Genomic DNA, 16,718 nt, shown 5'->3' on the forward strand with positions numbered 1-16,718 from the left:
GCTCCCTCGCGATCTCCCTGCACGACGCCCTGCGCTCCAGCATCCTCTGGACCGTGTCCCGCTCGTGCCTCGTGAGCCTTCCGTAGGACCTCGGGACCGCCCTCGCGGAGCCCCTTTTCTTCTTTCCGGACATACCGTCCTCCGATCTCCCGGGGCCGGCCGGCCCGGCCCTCAGGGTATCGGGTTCCCACATTCATCCGCACATGTGCGGATGAATGTGGGAGGTGTTCGGATAAAGTCGATAATCAAGGCCTCTTACTTTTTCTTGTCCTGCTCCAGCAGTTCGGACGGTGTGCGATCGGGCTTGCCGCCGCGGAAAATCTCGCGGCCATGTAGACGATGCTCCAGATCGCGCTCGGCTTTTTCCTCGTCAATCTTGGTCTGGCTCACCACCGGGTCCTCAATCAACGACGACACCGAGTTCACCTGCTTCTGAATGCGCTCGGCGATGGTGTCATCCATACTCACGATGCGCATCTTCCAGTCGATACTCGTGGCGTTGGATGAGCTCTTGGTCCACACGAACGTCAAAATGGCGCTCTGGTGGCCGCGCGCGGGGAACATGCCAAAGAAGGAATCGTGCTGAATGTTGCTATCCTCGTCGATATAGGCGTGAACGTTATACACCACGCGGTCGATCTTATCGTTGAGCAACGCGTTGGTCGCAAGCGCCGCGGCCTGAATCTGCCCGTTGGACAGCAGCTCGAGCTCGTTGGCAGACGATGTGTCCAACACCGTCACCTCGACCGTGCCCGTGCGTTCATCGGCTTCATCGACGGTAAAGTCGAGCGGGAACTGCGTAAAGCCGTTGCCCCATTCAAGTCCGCCCTTGAGCGCGGTCGAAACGGTATCGACCGAAACGCTCTCGGAGAGGTTCGCGGTGTTCAGGCGTCGCATCACACCGTAGCCAATCTGCATGCCCACGATCAGCACCAAAATACCGATGACCACGGCCATCGCGGTCTTCGTAATGGTATGGCTCACCTGCGAGCCCGAAGGATCGTCCTCGGACAGCGGGTCGATATGTTTTGCCTGGCTCGCGCGGTCCTCGCTGCGCAGCTGCGCTAGCGCCGCTTTGTCACCGCGCTTGGCCGCAGCCTCCTTCTCACGCATGCGCTCGGTACGCTTTTTGGCGAGCGTGGGATCCAAGACGCCGGATGCATCGATTTCGGAGAATAACTCCGTCACTTCTTCCGGAGTCAAAGGGTTCTTGTCAGCCATAAACTTCCTGTCATATCAATCAGTCGAGCTCGTGCGCACGCGCACCTTCGAACTGCATTCGATAGTAACGGGCATAGGTGCCGCCACGGGCGAGAAGCTCCTCGTGCGTGCCACGCTCCACAACGCGACCATGCTCAACGGTCGCAATCTCATCGGCATGCTTAATGGTCGAAAGACGGTGGGCGATGATAATCGTTGTGCGGCCGCGTGCCAGCTCTTCGAGTGACTCCTGCACCGCCTCCTCGCTCTCGTTATCCAAAGCACTCGTCGCCTCGTCCAAAATCAGGATCTTGGGGTTCTTGAGAAACACGCGCGCGATGGCAACGCGCTGCTTCTGTCCGCCCGAAAGACGGCTGCCGCGCTCGCCCACCACGGTGTCGTAGCCCTGCGGAAGCGACTCGATAAAGGCATCGATGTTGGCGCGACGGGCGGCCTCGGCGATCTCTTCTGCCGTAGCGCCCGGCTTGCCGTAGGCGATGTTCTCGCCAATCGTACCGTCAAATAGATAGACATCCTGCTGCACCAGGCCGATGGCGCGGCGCAGGCTCTGCTGCGTCACATCGCGCACGTCCTGACCGTCGATGCTAATGGATCCGGTAGCCACGTCATAAAAGCGCGGCAGCAGCGAACAGGTCGTGGACTTGCCGCCGCCCGAAGGGCCAACCAAAGCGATGGTCTGCCCGGGCTTGATGGACAGGTCCATATGGTCGATAACGGGACGCTCGTCGGCATAGCCCTCGCCCAGCTCGACATCCTCGTAGTTAAAGCACACGTCGTGATACTCCACGGCGCCGGCAGTCACCTGCAGATCCGTAGCGCCCGGCTTGTCCTGGATATCCGGCGCGGTCGAGAGCACCTCGTCCATACGTTTAAAGCCGGCGATAGCCTTCTGATACGTTTCGGCCGAATTGACGAGCGTCTCAAGCGGCGTGCAGAACAGCGAAATATAGAGTGCGAAGGTCGCCATATCGACCGCCTGTAGCTGTCCCTGGGCGACCAGCCATCCGCCCAGCAGCACTACGATCACATAGAGCACACCCGAGAGCAGGCCATACGTCGCGGTATAGACGCCCATGGCGTGATACATGTTCTCCTTGGACAAAAGGTAGCGGCCGTTAGAGGCACGGAACTTGGCACGCTCGGTCTCCTCATTGGCAAAGCTCTTGACTACGCGCATGCCAGCCAGCGAATCCTGCAGCTGCGCATTGATACCGCTGATTTTTTTGCGGTTGTCGCTAAAGACCTCACGCATGCGCATGTTCTGCCAAAACATGATGACCGTAAACGCTGCCGTCACCACAGCCATGGCAAGCGCCAGCACCGGGGCGATGGTAAAGAGAATTACAAACGAGCCGATAATCTCGATGCCGCAGATGATGATCCACTCGGGCACGTGGTGCGCCGCCTCGCAGATATCGAACAGGTCGTTGACCACGCGACTCATCATGTCGCCCGAGCTGTTGCGGTCGAAGTACGCAAAGCTAAAGCGCTCGTACTGGTCGAACAGGTCCTCGCGCATCTTGGACTCCATGCGCGCGCCCATCACGTGACCCCAATAGCTCACAAAATAGCGGCAGGCGCAGCGGACGGCATACATCAGCACCAAGCCCACCGCGATCATGCCGAGCGCCTGCATAATGGCAGCCTGACCCTGAGTAAACAGCCCACCGGTCAAATTGCGCAGGATAATGGGGAACGCCAGGTCAATGGCGGCAAGCACCAGAGCACAAACAGTATCAGCAACAAAAAGCCCCATCTGGGGCTTGTAATACGAAAGAAACCTCTTCAGCATGTGATCCTCAAAGAAATATCAGCAACGTAAGGCCCTGGGACAAAGCAATCAGTAGTACTTGTCCCAGGGCTATCCCCACTCGTTAAAGCTCCGCGCCCCCAAGGCGGTGCGCGATGCTGTCGCAGGCCAAGGCGCCCACGACGGTCTTGGCGTCTTCGATCTTGTCGTCGAGCACGGCGTCGATCAGCTCGTGCAGCGGCACCAGGTCCACGTTGACAAACTCGTCATCATCGGGGTTGGGCGCATCAAACTCGAGCTTGGTAGCCAAGTAAATGTGGATGATCTCATCGCAAAAACCGCAGGACGTGACAATCGACGTCAAAAAGCGAATACGACCGGCCCTAAAGCCCGTCTCCTCATGCAGTTCGCGCTTGGCGCAATCGAGCGGGTCCTCGCCCGGATCGAGCTTGCCGGCAGGAATCTCGACCGTCACGCGGTCGATGGCGGTGCGGTACTGACGCACCAGTACGATCTTGCCGCTCTCGGTCAGTGCCACAACGGCCGCCGCACCCGGATGGCGAACGATATCGCGGGCGCTGCGGTGACCGTTGGGCAGTTCAACCTCAAGACGGTGGACGTCGAGGATCTTGCCCTTCCAGGCGCACTCCTCCGAAAGAATCTTCTCGTGCAGCTCGACATCGTGCGGGTCGTCGTCGCCCAGCACCAGCGCCGGCTCGTCAGCGACCTTGCCACCAGGCTCGCCCTCGGCGTGCCCATACATGCGGCTGTCCTCTTCGACGATCTGCGCGTCCACGAGCTCTTCGTTCTTCTCGTCCATCCGTCTCATCCCTCTCGGACTTTAGGCATCCCAGGCGTCGCGGCCACGCAGCGCGCGCAGGCCGATGTCATGACGCAGGGTCTTGCCCTCAAAATCAATCTTCTCGCAGGCCTCGTAGGCAAGGTTGCGAGCGTTCTCGAACGTGTCGCCCAGCGCGGTCACGGCAAGCACACGACCGCCGTTGGTCACGAGCTGACCGTCCACCACGGCGGTGCCGGCATGGTAAACGGTCACGTTCTCCATGGCCTCGGCGTCGGCGATGCCGGTGATGACTTTGCCCTTCTCGTAGCTGCCGGGGTAGCCCGCGCTCGTCAGGACAACAGCCACGGCCCACTCGTCACGCCAATCGAGCTCAATCTGATCAAGCTCGCAGTTGGCGCAGGCGAGCATAACCTCGACCAGGTCGTTCTTAAGGCGCGGGAGCACGACCTGCGTCTCGGGATCACCAAAGCGGGCGTTGAACTCCAGCACCTTGGGGCCGGCGGGGGTGAGCATAAAGCCGCCATACAGGCAGCCGCGGTAGTCGATGCCCTCGGCAGCAAGCTCGGCAATGGTCTGCTCCATGACCTTCACCATCGTGGCGTGCTCCTCATCGGTCACGATGGGCACCGGGCTGTAGACACCCATGCCGCCGGTGTTGGGACCCTTGTCGCCCTCGAGCGCGCGCTTGTGGTCCTGCGAGGTGGCCATAGGGCGCACGGTCTTGCCGTCGGTAAAGGCCAGCAGCGAGCACTCGGGACCAACGAGCATCTCCTCGATAACCACGGTGTTGCCGGCATCGCCAAAGGTGCCGCCAAAGCACTCGCGCACGGCCTCTTCGGCCTGCTCAAGTTCGGTCGCCACGATAACGCCCTTGCCCGCGGCAAGGCCGTCGGCCTTGACGACCAGCGGGGCGCCCTGCTCGCGCACGTAGGCGAGAGCCGAAGCCTCGTCGGTAAACGAACCATAGGCTGCCGTCGGAATGCCCGCACGCTCCATGAGCTGCTTGGAGAACAGCTTGGAGCCCTCCATCTGGGCGCCCTCGGCACCCGGGCCAAAGCAGGGAATACCCGCCGCGCGCACGGCGTCGGCCACGCCCGCCACGAGCGGAGCCTCGGGGCCAATTACCACGAGTCCGCATCCGTGGCTCTGCGCAAACGCCGCCACGGCCGCAGGATCGCAGTCGTCGAGAACAACGTTCTCGCCGCAGCTCGCGGTGCCGCCGTTACCCGGCGCGATGTAGAGCTTGCCGGCGCGCGGTGATGCCGCGAGCTTAGCTGCCAAAGCATGCTCACGGCCGCCGCTGCCCAACAACAGGATGTCGATGGTTTGAGTGTCCGCCTTCAAGGGTGCCTCCTCTATGGATGAACGGCCCGCTCCGCGCGAGCCCTTTGCAAGCAAATATACCCCTCGGCCGCCCGTCCGGGCTGCAAAGGGATATATCGCAATAACCAAATAGTCCCGATTACTTCCAGAATCGGTTGATAATCTGCTCGCGACCAGCGCCAACGCCAATGAACGTCACGCGGGTGTGTGCCAGATCCTCGATAAACGCCACGTAGTCCTGAGCCTCCTGCGGCAGCTCCTCAAAGCTGCGGCAGCCGGTGATATCGCACTTCCAGCCAGGAAGCTCCTCGTAGATGGGCTTGGCATGCTCAAAGCGCACCTGGTGCTCGGGCACGCTCGTGTAACGCTCGCCATCGACGTCATAGGCAACGCACACCTTAATGGTGTCGAAGGCCGAAAGCACGTCGAGCTTGGTCATGGCGATGTCGGTGAGGCCGTTGACGCGCGAGGCATAGTTGGCGATAGGGCCGTCAAACCAGCCGCAGCGACGCCGGCGACCGGTGGTCACGCCGTACTCATAGCCCTCCTCGGTCAGCGTGTGGCCAGCCTCGGACTCATAGGAAAGCTCGGTGGGCATGGGGCCCGAACCGACGCGGGTGATATAGGCCTTCATGACGCCCAGCACGCGGTCGACGTTCTTCATGCCCACGCCGGAGCCGGTAATGGCGCCGCCGGCGGTGCAGTTGGAAGACGTCACGTACGGATAGGTGCCGTGGTCGATGTCGAGCAGCGTCGCCTGGGCGCCCTCAAACAGCAGGTTCTTGCCCTCATCGATCATGTTGTTGAGCAGCAGGCTCGTCTCGGTGATGTAGGGACGCAGGCGCTCGGCCATCGGCAGGTACTCGTCGCAAATCTGGTCCACGGTGTAGGTGGGCAGGTTGTAGATGAGCTCGAGCTCGGGGTTCACGCGGGCGAGAGCGGTCTCCAGCTTGTCGCGGAACAGCGCCTCGTCCAGCATGTCCTGCATGCGCAGGCCAATGCGGGCCATCTTGTCCTGATAGCACGGACCGATGCCGCGCTTGGTGGTACCGATGTTCTTCTTGCCGAGCTTCTGCTCAAAGGCGCCATCCAGATCGATGTGGTACGGCATGATGACATGCGCGTTGCCGCTAATCTTGAGGTTCTTGGTGGTGATGCCGTCGGCCTCGAACATATCGATCTCCTCAAGGACAACCTTGGGGTTGACGACGCAGCCGTTACCGATCACCGACACGTGGTCGGAATACATGATGCCGGAAGGCACCTGGTGCAGGCCGTACTTCTTGCCGTTGACGACGATGGTGTGACCGGCGTTGTTGCCGCCCGAGTAGCGCACGACGGCATCGAAGTCGCCGGCGACCAGGTCGCAAATCTTACCCTTGCCCTCATCGCCCCACTGGGCACCGACCAAAACGGTTGACGGCATGTTTACTCCTTACATTCATGGACTGTCTACGCGCCACGCCGGCACGCAGAAGCACAAAACATTCCCAGTATACCCGTGCAACGGGCGCCTGTCCTACTCCTCGGCATGTGCCCCATCAAGCTCATAGAACTTGGTGGATGCCGGCAGGAACATCAGGTCGACGTCGCCGATCGGGCCCGAACGGTTCTTGGCCACGACGATGCGCGTAACGCCCTCGTCGGGTCGATCGTCGCGCGAGGCTTCGGCCTCGTCGGCGGAGCGGTCCAAGAACATGACGATATCGGCGTCCTGCTCGATGGAGCCCGATTCACGAAGGTCGGAAAGCTGCGGGCGCTTGCCGGTACGGGATTCGACCTGACGCGAGAGCTGCGACAGCGCGATGAGCGGGATCTTGAGCTCCTTGGCCATGATCTTCAGACCACGCGACATCTCCGAAACCTCGACGGTACGGCTCTCGGAGCGGCGTCCCGGCGGAGGACTCACCAGCTGCAGGTAGTCCAGGATGATGATTGCCTTCTCCTTGTTATGGAGCATACGGCGGCTCTTGGCGCGAATCTCGGTCACTGTGGTGCCGGGCGTATCGTCAATCAGAATATCGAGCTTGGACAAGGTCTGCGTAGCCTCGTTGATATTGGCCCACTGCTCGGGGCTAATGCGGCCCATGCGGAAGTCACTGATCGAGATCATGGCGTAGGCGCAAATCAGACGCTGGGCAATTTCCTTGCCCGACATCTCCAGCGAGAAGAAGCCGACGGTATAACCAGCAGCGGCAGCGTTGAGCGCCAGATTCAGAGCGAACGACGTCTTACCCACGGCAGGACGGGCGCCGATGATGATGAGCTGACCCTCGCGGAAGCCCATGAGCATACGGTCGAGCGACGGGAAGCCCGTGGGCACGCCCGCAGCCTGGCCACCGGCCTGGCACACTTCCTCGGCCTCGTTATAGGCCTCGACCATAAACTCGGTCAGCGTCTTGTAGCTCGACTTGACCTCGCGTGCCGTGACCTTGAGCAGTTTGCTCTCGGCCAGCTCCACGACCTCTTTGGTGTTGGTGGGGGCGTTATAGGCCAGCGCGTTAATCTCGTTGGTGGCGCCGATCAGCTCGCGCAGCATCGAGTCGCGACGGACGATGGCGGCATGGTGCTGCCAGTTCACGAGCGACAGGGTCTGACCCATCAACTCCAAAATGTACGCTTCGCCACCCACGGCATCGAGCTTGTTGATGCTTCGCAGGTAATCGATCAGCGAGATAGAGTCGATGGGAATGCGGCTGTTGTACATATCGACCATCGCGGTATAGATGGTCTTATGAATGGGGCGGTAGAAGTCATCGGGCTGCAGCTCGACCTGGGCCTCTTCGACCACCTCGGGCGATAGCAGCATAGCGGCCAGTACATTGGCCTCTGCATCTTGGTTTTGGGGAAGACCCAACTTTGAGCCGCGGTCCTCGACCGTCAGCCCCATCTCCCTTTCGTCATATGCCATGAGCATCCTCATTCATATCGCTTGCGAGCATCCATAGTATCAGCCACGGTCCCAAAACGCGCCGCGCGCCGCCAATCATCACCGAACCAAACGGATGAACGGTCCTGTATATAGGACTTCGACGCAACGTTCACCATGACACTCACTCAGCGCAAAAAACAAAAGGGCGCCCTGGTTTCCCAGAGCGCCCTTCTTAGAACAAGATTGTTGCGTTGCAGCAAATGCTACTCGGCAGCAGCCTCAGTCTCGACCTCGGCGGTCTCGGCCTCGGCGACCTCAGCGGCCTCCTCGACCTCAGCCTCGGCAGCGAGCTCCTCAGCGGTAACGCCGACGAGAACGACAACCTCGGCCTTGATCTCGCGGTACAGCGAGATGGCAACGGTGTGGGCACCGGCAACCTTGATGGGCTTACCGAGCTCGACGCGCTTGCGGTCGATGTCCATACCGAGCTGAGCCTTGATGGCGTCAGCGATCATAGCGGCGGTAACGGAGCCAAAGAGGATGCCCTCGTCGCCGACCTTGACGTCAACGGTGACCGTCTTGCCCTCGAAGGCAGCCTTGGTCTCGTTGGCGGTAGCCAGACGGACGGCCTCGCGCTTGGCGATGTTGTTGCGACGCTCGTCAAGCTGCTTGAGGTTGCCCTTGGTGGCGGCAACAGCGAGCTTCTTGGGGAACAGGAAGTTCTCAGCGTAACCCTGAGCGACCTCTACGACGTCACCCTCGCCGCCCTTGCCCTTGATCTCATCGAGAAGAATAACCTTCATGATGCGTCTCCCTTCTTAGCCGCGGTCGCGGTTGCCACGAGAGGAAACCACGGGGACGGTGTACGGCAGGAGAGCCATCTCGCGGGCGCGCTTGATGGCGTTGGCGATGTCATGCTGATGCTGCGTGCAAGCGCCAGTGACGCGACGGGGCTTGATCTTGCCACGGTCGGTCATGTACTTACGGAGAAGCTGAGTGTCCTTATAGTCGATGAACTCAGTGTTCTCCTTGCAGAACTGGCAGTACTTACGACGCGGCTGACGTGCAGAAAAATCATTAGCCATGTCAAAATACCTTTCGTTTGGCAACTTCGGCGAACCGAAGCCGCCTCTCACTCAAAAATAGGTGAACAACCCTTAGAACGGGATGTCCTCATCGTAGACGTCGACCGCGGGCGGCGTAGCCACCGGTGCGGCAGGACGTGCTGCGGGCGCGGGAGCTGCGGGGGCGTAACCGCCCTGATCGTAGCCACCCTGGCCACCACGGGAGCTCATAAACTCGATCTCATCGACGATGACCTCAAGCTTGCTCCGGCGCTGGCCGTCGCGCTCCCAAGAGCTGTAGCGCAGCTTGCCCTCGATCGCGACCTTGTTTCCCTTTGCCAGGAAACGGCTCACGGCCTCGGCGCGGGTGCCGAACATGGTGCAGTCGACAAAGTTGGGATAGTCCTCCCACTCGCCAGTCTGCGCGTTGCGGCGACGATCGTTCACGGCGACGCCAAAGGACAGAACCTGGGTTCCGCCGGCGGTGGCGCGCAGCTCGGGATCGCGGGTGAGGTTACCGGTGATGTTCACTCGATTGATGCTCATAACTCACTACTTCCTCTTGGGGCACAAGCCCAGTCCAAAACGACAGTCTTACTCCTGGTCGTCGCGACGGACGATCATGTGGCGGACCACAGCGTCGGTGATGCGCAGGACGCGATCAAGCTCGGCGATCTGGGTAGGATCTGCGTGGAAGTTGATGAGGGTGTAGTCACCATCGGTGAGGTCGTTGATCTCGTAGGCGAGCTTGCGCTTGCCCCACTCGTCAACGGAGTCGACCTTGCCAGCGCCCTCAGCGATCGTGGTATCGATACGCTTCATAACAGCGAGACGAGTCTCGGGGTCGAGCGACGGGTCAACAAAGAACAGCAGTTCATAAGCCTTCATATTGTCACCTCCTCTGGGCAAATGTGGCTTCAGGTCGTGAAGGTGCGCCTGAAGCAGGAAAAGACTTGGTAATAATATCTTTCAACCTCCTAGGCTGCAATAATTTGCAGCTACAACCTCATGACCTCCACATATGCCCATACTCGCACGGTGTTTCATGCGCATTCCAACCAAATGCTGACCAAAAGCTTGACGAATCTGTGGACAAGATACGGTGCCGTGGGGACAAGCTGAGCCAAGCCACAGGTCAACGGGCACAAGGCTGTGGTCGCAAAATGCATACCGGTGGTCCACAGCACCACCCAAAGATTTTTATATTCATTGCCAAGTCGCTTATGAATACCCCTTTTGAACAATTGAGTTGATCAACCACACTGGTCGGAAGCCGTTTTTTGGCACCTCAAACCCCACTGCAACGCCAAGCGCGGCCAAGCGTTTTAAAAAATGCCAACTTTTCTGTTTGCACTTTGCGATTCCTCGTGTATACTGACTTTCGCATTTAACGGAGAGTTGTCCGAGTGGCCGAAGGAGCACGATTGGAAATCGTGTAGGCGTCAAAAGCGTCTCCAGGGTTCAAATCCCTGACTCTCCGCCAGTTAATTCCAAAGCAGGCCTTCGAGCCTGCTTTGTTTTTACCCCACGCGGAGGGGTGGCAGAGTGGTTGAATGCGGCGGTCTCGAAAACCGTTTGGCCTGTATAAGGTCACGAGGGTTCGAATCCCTCCTCCTCCGCCATTTTGGTTGAGAAAGCTCCCAACAACGGGAGCTTTTTTGTTTTGAGTCCCTTACAAACAAATACGGCGAAGGAGAAGGGATTCGAACCCGCCAGGGCGCAAAGCGTAAAGAAAACGCGCCCGTAGCGCGTTTTTAGCGCAGCGCGGTCGGCGTAAGCCGACCGGATAAATTTTGAGCTCCGCTCACAATTTGGACATCCCTCCTATTCAACCACGCCCCCATCGCGTTCAGCATCAACCCAGATCCCCAAACATGTACGTCACCCTCCAAAACCGACATTTTTCGACATCTTTGAAGGCTGACGTACACGTTTGGTACCTACGCCCCCACCCAGTCCCAACCGTTTACCGAGCAATAGGGTCGCCACGCCCGCCAACCATGTACTATGTACGGGCATTGTCTAAACCCACAATCCAAAGGACCCTATCTTGCCCGTCGTCGCCGCCATAACCGTTACCTCACATGCCTCGGATGTCATGGTCGCTATTCCGTTTTGGCTCGAGATGTTCGCTGTTGTCGCTGCATCGATCTCGGGTGTACTGGTTGCGCGCGAGCACAAGCTCGACCTGGTGGGCGCGGTCGCGCTCGCGGTGGTCTGCGGTCTGGGCGGCGGTCTCTTGCGCGACATGACGCTGCAGGTGGGCAACGTCTACATCCTCAACCAGCCAATGGCGCTGCCGCTTTCCATTGCCACGGCAGCCATCATCTACATTTTCCCGGCAATCGTCGACAAGCCCGAAAAACTCATTCCCCTGCTCGACATCATCTCGGTCGGCATCTATGCCGCCACCGGAGCGGACAAGGCGCTTGTCTACGGCTTTGCACCGGCGGTGTGCATCATGATGGGCTTCTTCACCGCAGTAGGTGGCGGCATGCTGCGCGACGGCTTTATGGGCGTGGTTCCGGGCATTTTCCAACGCACTAACTTTTATGCCATCGCGGCCATCGCCGGATCGACAAGCTACGTGTGTCTCGTTATGAGCGGCATCATGAGCAATGTCGCCGCGCTGGTCGTATGCGTTGTCGTGACCATGGGCCTGCGCTGGCTCTCGCTGCGCTTTGACATCAAAAGCCCCACCGAAGAAGATATCGCGCGCTTTTTGCACCGTAAAAAGTAGACAGCACGGCACGACCCTTCGAAATGCAACCGAGAGGTTCTTTTAGAGCGCCCACGCGTTGGGTACCCTGTTAGGTATATGCCGAGTATCTAACAAAGGATTCACTATGCCCTGCAATCAATTCCCGTCGAGCCAGCGCCGTAAAGCATGGGGCCGCATCACCATCCTGTTCGCGCTCATCGCGCTCGCGCTCACCGCACTTCCCACGGCGTCGTTCGCCGGCACGGACGCCGCAGGCAATGTACTTGCGACCGACAATGACGCCAATCCGTCCGGCGTCGATGGTGACCTGTACTGGGCCGGCCAGGCCCTCAACTTGGACGATGCGTCCATCGGCCGCGACATAATTGCAGCAGGCGAGAGCCTCTCCATCCGCGACTGCACGGTGGGCGGCGCCGTCCGCTTGGCGGCACGCACTATCGATATCGCCAAGACCACGGTTGATGGCAGCGTCACGGTCGTCGGTCAGCACGTTGTGCTCAATTCCGACAGCACCGCCAACTGTTTTTACGCGATAGGCGAGACGGTTGCCCTGCGCGGCTCTACCAAGTCGGCAGCGCTTGCGGGCGACACGGTGACCATCGATGGCACCGTCGAGGGCGATGTCGAGGTTTGGGCCGACAAGCTCATCCTGGGCAAGAACGCCCACATCACCGGCACCGTGAACGCGCACGTCTCCGAGGACCCCGAGCGTGCCGCAGGAGCCGAGGTAGGCGCGCTCAAGATCGACCGCACCGAGAACGAGGATACTTCCACCGTTAACGATGTCATCGGCGGTATCGTCGCCGCGGCACTCTCGACCTGCTTTGTCGCTCTGCTGCTCGAGCTCGTCTTTCCGCGCGCGACCGCCAGCGCCGCCGGCATGCTCCACCAGCGCCCCATACCCCTGTGGGTGAGCGGTCTTCTGGGCACGATTGCTATCGTCCCCGCCGTCCTACTGCTAATTATCTCTATCGCTGGTCTGTCGCTTGCCGGAGCCCTCTTGTGCGGCGTTATCGGCATCGCGTTGGTGTCGAGTGCCTTTGCGGGGTGCGCGATCTCCCGCATGGTCGGACACAACCAAAACCGCTACGCCATGGCAGCCGTGGGCGGCGTAATCGCAGGCGCCCTCACGGGGCTTCCCCTCGTAGGTGACTTCATCAGCGGCGTAGCCTTTGTCTTTATGCTCGGCTACGTTATCCAGATCATCTGGCGCAACGCCCACCTCAGGCCGCAGCAGCCGGCTAACACGCCAGGACTCCCCACCGCTTAGCCGCCAACCACCACAAAGGGACCAGGCACCTTTGTGGTGGTGCAGACCAGCTCAGTCCCTATGCACAAAAAGGGCGCCGACCATTACGGTCGACGCCCTTTCTTGTTAGACGCTATAAAGTCCAGCGCTTATTTGTTGACCTGGCCGGCGCGGACGGCGGCCTTCTTGCGGTCGGTGGCGTTGAGCAGGCGCTTGCGCAGGCGGATGTTCTTGGGGGTAATCTCAACCAGCTCGTCGTCGGCGATGTACTCCAGCGCCTCCTCCAGCGAGAAGGTGCGGGGCGGCACCAGCTGAACGGAGATATCGGAGGTCGAGGAACGCTGGTTGCCCAGGTTCTTGGTACGGGCGATGTTGACGACCATGTCGCCAGCCTTGCTGCGCTCGCCCACGATCATGCCCTCGTAGCACTCGGTGCCCGGCTCAACAAAAAGCTGGCCGCGCTCCTGCAGCGTACCCAGAGCATAGGCAACGGCCTTCTCGGTGGTCATGGAGATCATTGCGCCGTTCTGACGGTTGCCGATCTCGCCGGCGTAGGGACCGTACTCCAGGAAGGTGTGGTAGAACACGCCCTCGCCGTGGGTGACGTTCATGATGCGGTTCTTAAGACCCATGATGCCGCGGGTCGGAATCTTAAACTCGAGGTGCGTCACGATGCCCGAGGTATCCATGCTCGTCATGATGCCGCCGGAGGTGCCGAAGACCTCAACGACCTTGCCCGAGTACTCGTCCGGGCACTCGACGACGGCCTGCTCGACGGGCTCCATCTTGTTGCCGTTCTCGTCCTTCTTAAACAGAACGCGGGGACGGCCGACCTGGAACTCAAAGCCCTCGCGGCGCATGGACTCCATCAGAACGGACAGGTGCAGAATGCCGCGGCCCGAGACCTCGACGCCGCTCTTGTCCTCGAGTTCCTCGATCTTCATAGTCACGTTGTTCTCGGCCTCGTTGAACAGGCGCTCCTTGAGCTGACGGGCGCCCACGATGTCGCCGTCGCGGCCGACAAGCGGGGAGGTCGAAGCCTCAAAGACGATGGACAGGGTCGGCGGGTCGATCTCGATGGGCTCGAGCTCGACAGGGTTCTCGGGATCGGTGTAGACATCGCCGATATCGGTGCGGTCGATACCCACGACAGCGGCGATGTCGCCGGCGCCGACTTCCTGGCACTCGGTACGGCCCAGGTAGTCGAAGGTAAAGAGCTGCTTGACGGTGGCGGTAGCGCTGGATCCGTCGTTCTTGACAACCAGGATCTGGTCGCCCTGGTGGATGGCGCCAGAGTACACGCGGCCGATACCGATGCGGCCGACGAAGTTGGAGTGGTCGATGGTCACGCACTGCATGGCCAGCGGGGCGTTCTCGTCAACCTCGGGCGCGGGCATGTCGTCGATAATCATATCGAGCAGCGGGTACATGTCCATGTTGCCGTCGTTGGGGTCAAGACGGGCAAAGCCGTTCATGGCGCTGGCGTAGACCACGTGCTCCATGGCGAACTCAAGCTGGTCGTCGGTGGCGCCCAGGTCGGCCATGAGGTCCAGGCAGTCGTTGTAGGCCTTCTCGGGGTTGGCGCCCGGACGGTCGATCTTGTTGATGACGATCATGATCTTAAGGCCGGTGTCGATAGCGTGACGCAGCACGAAGCGGGTCTGGGGCATGGGGCCCTCAAAGGCGTCGACCAGCAGCAGGGCGCCGTCGGCCATACGCAGCACGCGCTCGACCTCGCCGCCGAAGTCGGCGTGGCCCGGGGTGTCGATGACGTTGATCTTGACGTCCTTATACTCGATAGAGATGTTCTTGGCGAGAATCGTAATGCCGCGCTCGCGCTCCTGGTCGTTGGAATCCAGGACGCGGTCCTCGACCTGCTGGTTGGCACGGAAGGCGTCCGTGGCACGCAGGAGCTTGTCGACCATCGTCGTCTTGCCGTGGTCGACGTGGGCGATGATGGCGATGTTCCTCAGATTGTCTACGCGCATGTAGTTCCCCTATCTTCTATCCATATACAAACGGCACGCGTATGCGGCCCGCCCAGCGATACAACGCTCAGCGGGAATATTGAGCCTTTTACCGAAAACTCGTTTATTTTAGCGATTTTAGATGAGAGGGGTTTCCTCACCTGCAGGTTCAGGGTCGCTCCACATAAAACCATCGCCGGCGCCCATGCCCTCATACAGCACATATGCCGAAAAACCGCTCTCGAGCGTAGTCTCAAAGAAGCTCACGAGCAGAGCATCGTGATAGCCGCCGTCAATCTCGACGCAGCCGGTGTAGCCGATGGCATAGCGGACGATACGGCCCAGGCCCTCGTCCTTAAGACCCATCTTGTGCTCGGAGATAAAGTTGGTGGCCGCCTCCAGGCACGCCTCTTCGCCGTCCTCGTCGAGCGCCGCCAGATAACGGTTGGAAGCAGCATCCTCAATTGCCACGACCACGCCAGGGTTTTCACCGGCGGCAAGGTCGTCCAAGAACGCGCCGATCAGATCGCACACCATGGCGTCGAGCTCGGCGGAGACGTTACCGGCATCCTGCATATCCTGTGCCATCTTTAGACCTTCCCATCGAGTCTGACGTCGTTACAGTTCTTGTGCCTCGGCGGCGATCTTGGCGGCAGCGTCGCGGGTGCGCATCATGTCCGCCGCGCGCTTGTCGAGCACCTTGATCTGACTGGTCAGCATGACTGCATCGACCACGCCCCAGATCACCAGGCCCGTAGAGATCGAAAACCCAAGCGCACCAACTGTACCACGAAGGCGTGAGCAGATTGCCGCGACAAGGGCGGAGACGACAACCATCTTGATAAACGAGCCGCGGCGCTCGCGGAGCGTGCGGGCCTGCGTCACATAGGCAATGCGAGCCGCCTCAGAAGCCTCCGAGCGCATCTGGGCCTCGCGGGCGATCGCAGCCGCCTCAGCCGACATACCGCCGGCCATCAGCGAACGCTCCGCATCCTGGCCGCCCCGCATTTAGAAGTCATCGGGCGAGAGCGTATGGACGAACTCGTCGAACTTCTCGAACTCCTGCTCGTCGTAAACTTCCTCGGTATGGGCAGAAACAGTGCCCAGGCGATTCATGATGTCGTCCTCCACAAACATGGGGGCATTGCTGCGCACGGCAAGGGCAATGGCATCACTGGGACGGGCATCGATCTTGCGCTCGTCACCATCGGCCAGTACGACAATCGTCGCGTAGAACACCGGCGGCTCGGTGCGAACGATCTCGATGCGCTCGAGCTTGGCGCCCAGGGCGCCAACAGTATCGAGCAACAGGTCATGGGTAATCGGGCGATCGGCGCGTCCGCTGTCGATGCCGCGGCTGATTGCCGCAGCCTCAAACGAACCAGTCTGAATGGAAAGGGAACGCAGCGGCGCGGGCGAGTCCGATTTGCTGCAGCGCTCGCGAAGCACGATAAGCGATGGCACGGGACCGGCGGCCATGACGATGGTCTCTATGTCGACACGAACCATGGAACACCTCCGGTACGTAGCGGTTAACACGCGGCAGCTCCACCGCATTGAATAGCTATACTACCCAATCTTTCGCACAGCACACAAAACCAAAATGAGATTTATCGCAGACAAGAAAAAAGCCCCAAGGCAATGCCCCAGGGCTCTTCACAGTTTTGATGGTGGACCTGACAAGATTCGAACTTGTGACCTCCCGGTTATCAGCCGGACGCTCTAACCAACTGAGCTACAGGTCCATC

Annotated in this window: 16 protein-coding genes and 3 tRNA genes; 4 read left to right on the forward strand and 15 right to left on the reverse strand. The window is 60.2% G+C overall.

Annotated features, from left to right (window positions below):
- Nucleotides 1–255: 255 nt before the first annotated feature.
- The 10 genes from ARB25_RS09140 to rpsF all read right to left on the reverse strand — a co-directional run bounded on the left by ARB25_RS09140 (nucleotide 256) and on the right by rpsF (nucleotide 9,920).
- Entirely contained in the window at nucleotides 256–1,221 is a 966-nt protein-coding gene (locus tag ARB25_RS09140) for a hypothetical protein (RefSeq protein ID WP_006235822.1), read from the reverse strand.
- A gap of 19 nt (nucleotides 1,222–1,240) precedes the next feature.
- Complete coding sequence (locus ARB25_RS09145) at nucleotides 1,241–3,013, reverse strand: ABC transporter ATP-binding protein (RefSeq protein WP_055287527.1); 1,773 nt, start codon at nucleotides 3,011–3,013, stop codon at nucleotides 1,241–1,243.
- Nucleotides 3,014–3,095: 82 nt separating this feature from the next.
- Nucleotides 3,096–3,791, reverse strand: a complete 696-nt coding sequence (locus ARB25_RS09150) for an NUDIX domain-containing protein (protein WP_172676360.1) — start codon at nucleotides 3,789–3,791, stop codon at nucleotides 3,096–3,098.
- A gap of 21 nt (nucleotides 3,792–3,812) precedes the next feature.
- Nucleotides 3,813–5,117, reverse strand: a complete 1,305-nt coding sequence (gene purD, locus ARB25_RS09155; protein ID WP_055287529.1) for a phosphoribosylamine--glycine ligase — start codon at nucleotides 5,115–5,117, stop codon at nucleotides 3,813–3,815.
- A gap of 118 nt (nucleotides 5,118–5,235) precedes the next feature.
- Nucleotides 5,236–6,522, reverse strand: coding sequence for an adenylosuccinate synthase (locus tag ARB25_RS09160; protein WP_055287530.1), 1,287 nt, complete (start codon nucleotides 6,520–6,522; stop codon nucleotides 5,236–5,238).
- 93 nt (nucleotides 6,523–6,615) lie between these two features.
- Nucleotides 6,616–8,013, reverse strand: a complete 1,398-nt coding sequence (dnaB, locus tag ARB25_RS09165) for a replicative DNA helicase (RefSeq protein WP_172676361.1) — start codon at nucleotides 8,011–8,013, stop codon at nucleotides 6,616–6,618.
- 218 nt (nucleotides 8,014–8,231) lie between these two features.
- A complete protein-coding gene (gene rplI, locus ARB25_RS09170; protein WP_022094073.1) occupies nucleotides 8,232–8,771 on the reverse strand; it encodes a 50S ribosomal protein L9 in 540 nt (179 codons plus the stop codon).
- 15 nt (nucleotides 8,772–8,786) lie between these two features.
- A complete protein-coding gene (rpsR, locus tag ARB25_RS09175; RefSeq protein ID WP_006235829.1) occupies nucleotides 8,787–9,053 on the reverse strand; it encodes a 30S ribosomal protein S18 in 267 nt (88 codons plus the stop codon).
- Between the two features lie 72 nt (nucleotides 9,054–9,125).
- A complete protein-coding gene (locus ARB25_RS09180) occupies nucleotides 9,126–9,578 on the reverse strand; it encodes a single-stranded DNA-binding protein (RefSeq protein WP_006235830.1) in 453 nt (150 codons plus the stop codon).
- Between the two features lie 48 nt (nucleotides 9,579–9,626).
- Complete coding sequence (gene rpsF, locus ARB25_RS09185) at nucleotides 9,627–9,920, reverse strand: 30S ribosomal protein S6 (RefSeq protein ID WP_006235831.1); 294 nt, start codon at nucleotides 9,918–9,920, stop codon at nucleotides 9,627–9,629.
- Between the two features lie 504 nt (nucleotides 9,921–10,424).
- Between rpsF and ARB25_RS09190 the strand changes: the two genes are divergently transcribed.
- The 4 genes from ARB25_RS09190 (at nucleotide 10,425) to ARB25_RS09205 (ending at nucleotide 13,024) form a co-directional block, all read left to right on the forward strand.
- Nucleotides 10,425–10,515: transfer RNA gene (locus ARB25_RS09190), tRNA-Ser, on the forward strand.
- 48 nt (nucleotides 10,516–10,563) lie between these two features.
- Nucleotides 10,564–10,654, forward strand: a tRNA-Ser gene (locus ARB25_RS09195).
- 428 nt (nucleotides 10,655–11,082) lie between these two features.
- Nucleotides 11,083–11,772 (forward strand): trimeric intracellular cation channel family protein, encoded by a 690-nt coding sequence (locus ARB25_RS09200; protein ID WP_055287532.1) that lies wholly within the window; start codon nucleotides 11,083–11,085, stop codon nucleotides 11,770–11,772.
- 106 nt (nucleotides 11,773–11,878) lie between these two features.
- Nucleotides 11,879–13,024: a DUF8173 domain-containing protein gene (locus ARB25_RS09205; protein WP_055287534.1), complete on the forward strand. Its 1,146-nt coding sequence runs from the start codon at nucleotides 11,879–11,881 to the stop codon at nucleotides 13,022–13,024.
- Nucleotides 13,025–13,152: 128 nt separating this feature from the next.
- Here ARB25_RS09205 and typA read toward each other — a convergent pair whose 3' ends face one another.
- The 5 genes from typA to ARB25_RS09230 form a co-directional block, all read right to left on the reverse strand.
- Nucleotides 13,153–14,991, reverse strand: coding sequence for a translational GTPase TypA (gene typA / locus ARB25_RS09210; protein WP_055287536.1), 1,839 nt, complete (start codon nucleotides 14,989–14,991; stop codon nucleotides 13,153–13,155).
- A 117-nt stretch (nucleotides 14,992–15,108) separates the two neighbouring features.
- A complete protein-coding gene (locus tag ARB25_RS09215; RefSeq protein WP_055287538.1) occupies nucleotides 15,109–15,558 on the reverse strand; it encodes a hypothetical protein in 450 nt (149 codons plus the stop codon).
- 30 nt (nucleotides 15,559–15,588) lie between these two features.
- Nucleotides 15,589–15,945, reverse strand: a complete 357-nt coding sequence (locus tag ARB25_RS09220) for a hypothetical protein (RefSeq protein ID WP_156327729.1) — start codon at nucleotides 15,943–15,945, stop codon at nucleotides 15,589–15,591.
- A 33-nt stretch (nucleotides 15,946–15,978) separates the two neighbouring features.
- A complete protein-coding gene (locus ARB25_RS09225) occupies nucleotides 15,979–16,479 on the reverse strand; it encodes a bifunctional nuclease family protein (protein ID WP_055287542.1) in 501 nt (166 codons plus the stop codon).
- Between the two features lie 159 nt (nucleotides 16,480–16,638).
- A tRNA-Ile gene (locus tag ARB25_RS09230) sits at nucleotides 16,639–16,715 on the reverse strand.
- Between the last annotated feature and the right edge of the window lie 3 nt (nucleotides 16,716–16,718).

This window comes from Collinsella aerofaciens (assembly GCF_001405375.1).
Taxonomy (GTDB): Bacteria; Actinomycetota; Coriobacteriia; order Coriobacteriales; family Coriobacteriaceae; genus Collinsella; species Collinsella aerofaciens_F.

Coding starts and splice junctions, on each gene's coding strand:
- ARB25_RS09180 (WP_006235830.1), bottom strand. CDS start 9,578: ATGAGCATCAATCGAGTGAACATCACCGGTAACCTCACCCGCGATCCC.
- ARB25_RS09140 (WP_006235822.1), bottom strand. CDS start 1,221: ATGGCTGACAAGAACCCTTTGACTCCGGAAGAAGTGACGGAGTTATTC.
- ARB25_RS09205 (WP_055287534.1), top strand. CDS start 11,879: ATGCCCTGCAATCAATTCCCGTCGAGCCAGCGCCGTAAAGCATGGGGC.
- ARB25_RS09225 (WP_055287542.1), bottom strand. CDS start 16,479: ATGGTTCGTGTCGACATAGAGACCATCGTCATGGCCGCCGGTCCCGTG.
- dnaB (WP_172676361.1), bottom strand. CDS start 8,013: ATGCTCATGGCATATGACGAAAGGGAGATGGGGCTGACGGTCGAGGAC.
- typA (WP_055287536.1), bottom strand. CDS start 14,991: ATGCGCGTAGACAATCTGAGGAACATCGCCATCATCGCCCACGTCGAC.
- rpsF (WP_006235831.1), bottom strand. CDS start 9,920: ATGAAGGCTTATGAACTGCTGTTCTTTGTTGACCCGTCGCTCGACCCC.
- ARB25_RS09150 (WP_172676360.1), bottom strand. CDS start 3,791: ATGGACGAGAAGAACGAAGAGCTCGTGGACGCGCAGATCGTCGAAGAG.
- ARB25_RS09160 (WP_055287530.1), bottom strand. CDS start 6,522: ATGCCGTCAACCGTTTTGGTCGGTGCCCAGTGGGGCGATGAGGGCAAG.
- rplI (WP_022094073.1), bottom strand. CDS start 8,771: ATGAAGGTTATTCTTCTCGATGAGATCAAGGGCAAGGGCGGCGAGGGT.
- ARB25_RS09220 (WP_156327729.1), bottom strand. CDS start 15,945: ATGGCCGGCGGTATGTCGGCTGAGGCGGCTGCGATCGCCCGCGAGGCC.
- rpsR (WP_006235829.1), bottom strand. CDS start 9,053: ATGGCTAATGATTTTTCTGCACGTCAGCCGCGTCGTAAGTACTGCCAG.
- ARB25_RS09145 (WP_055287527.1), bottom strand. CDS start 3,013: ATGCTGAAGAGGTTTCTTTCGTATTACAAGCCCCAGATGGGGCTTTTT.
- ARB25_RS09215 (WP_055287538.1), bottom strand. CDS start 15,558: ATGGCACAGGATATGCAGGATGCCGGTAACGTCTCCGCCGAGCTCGAC.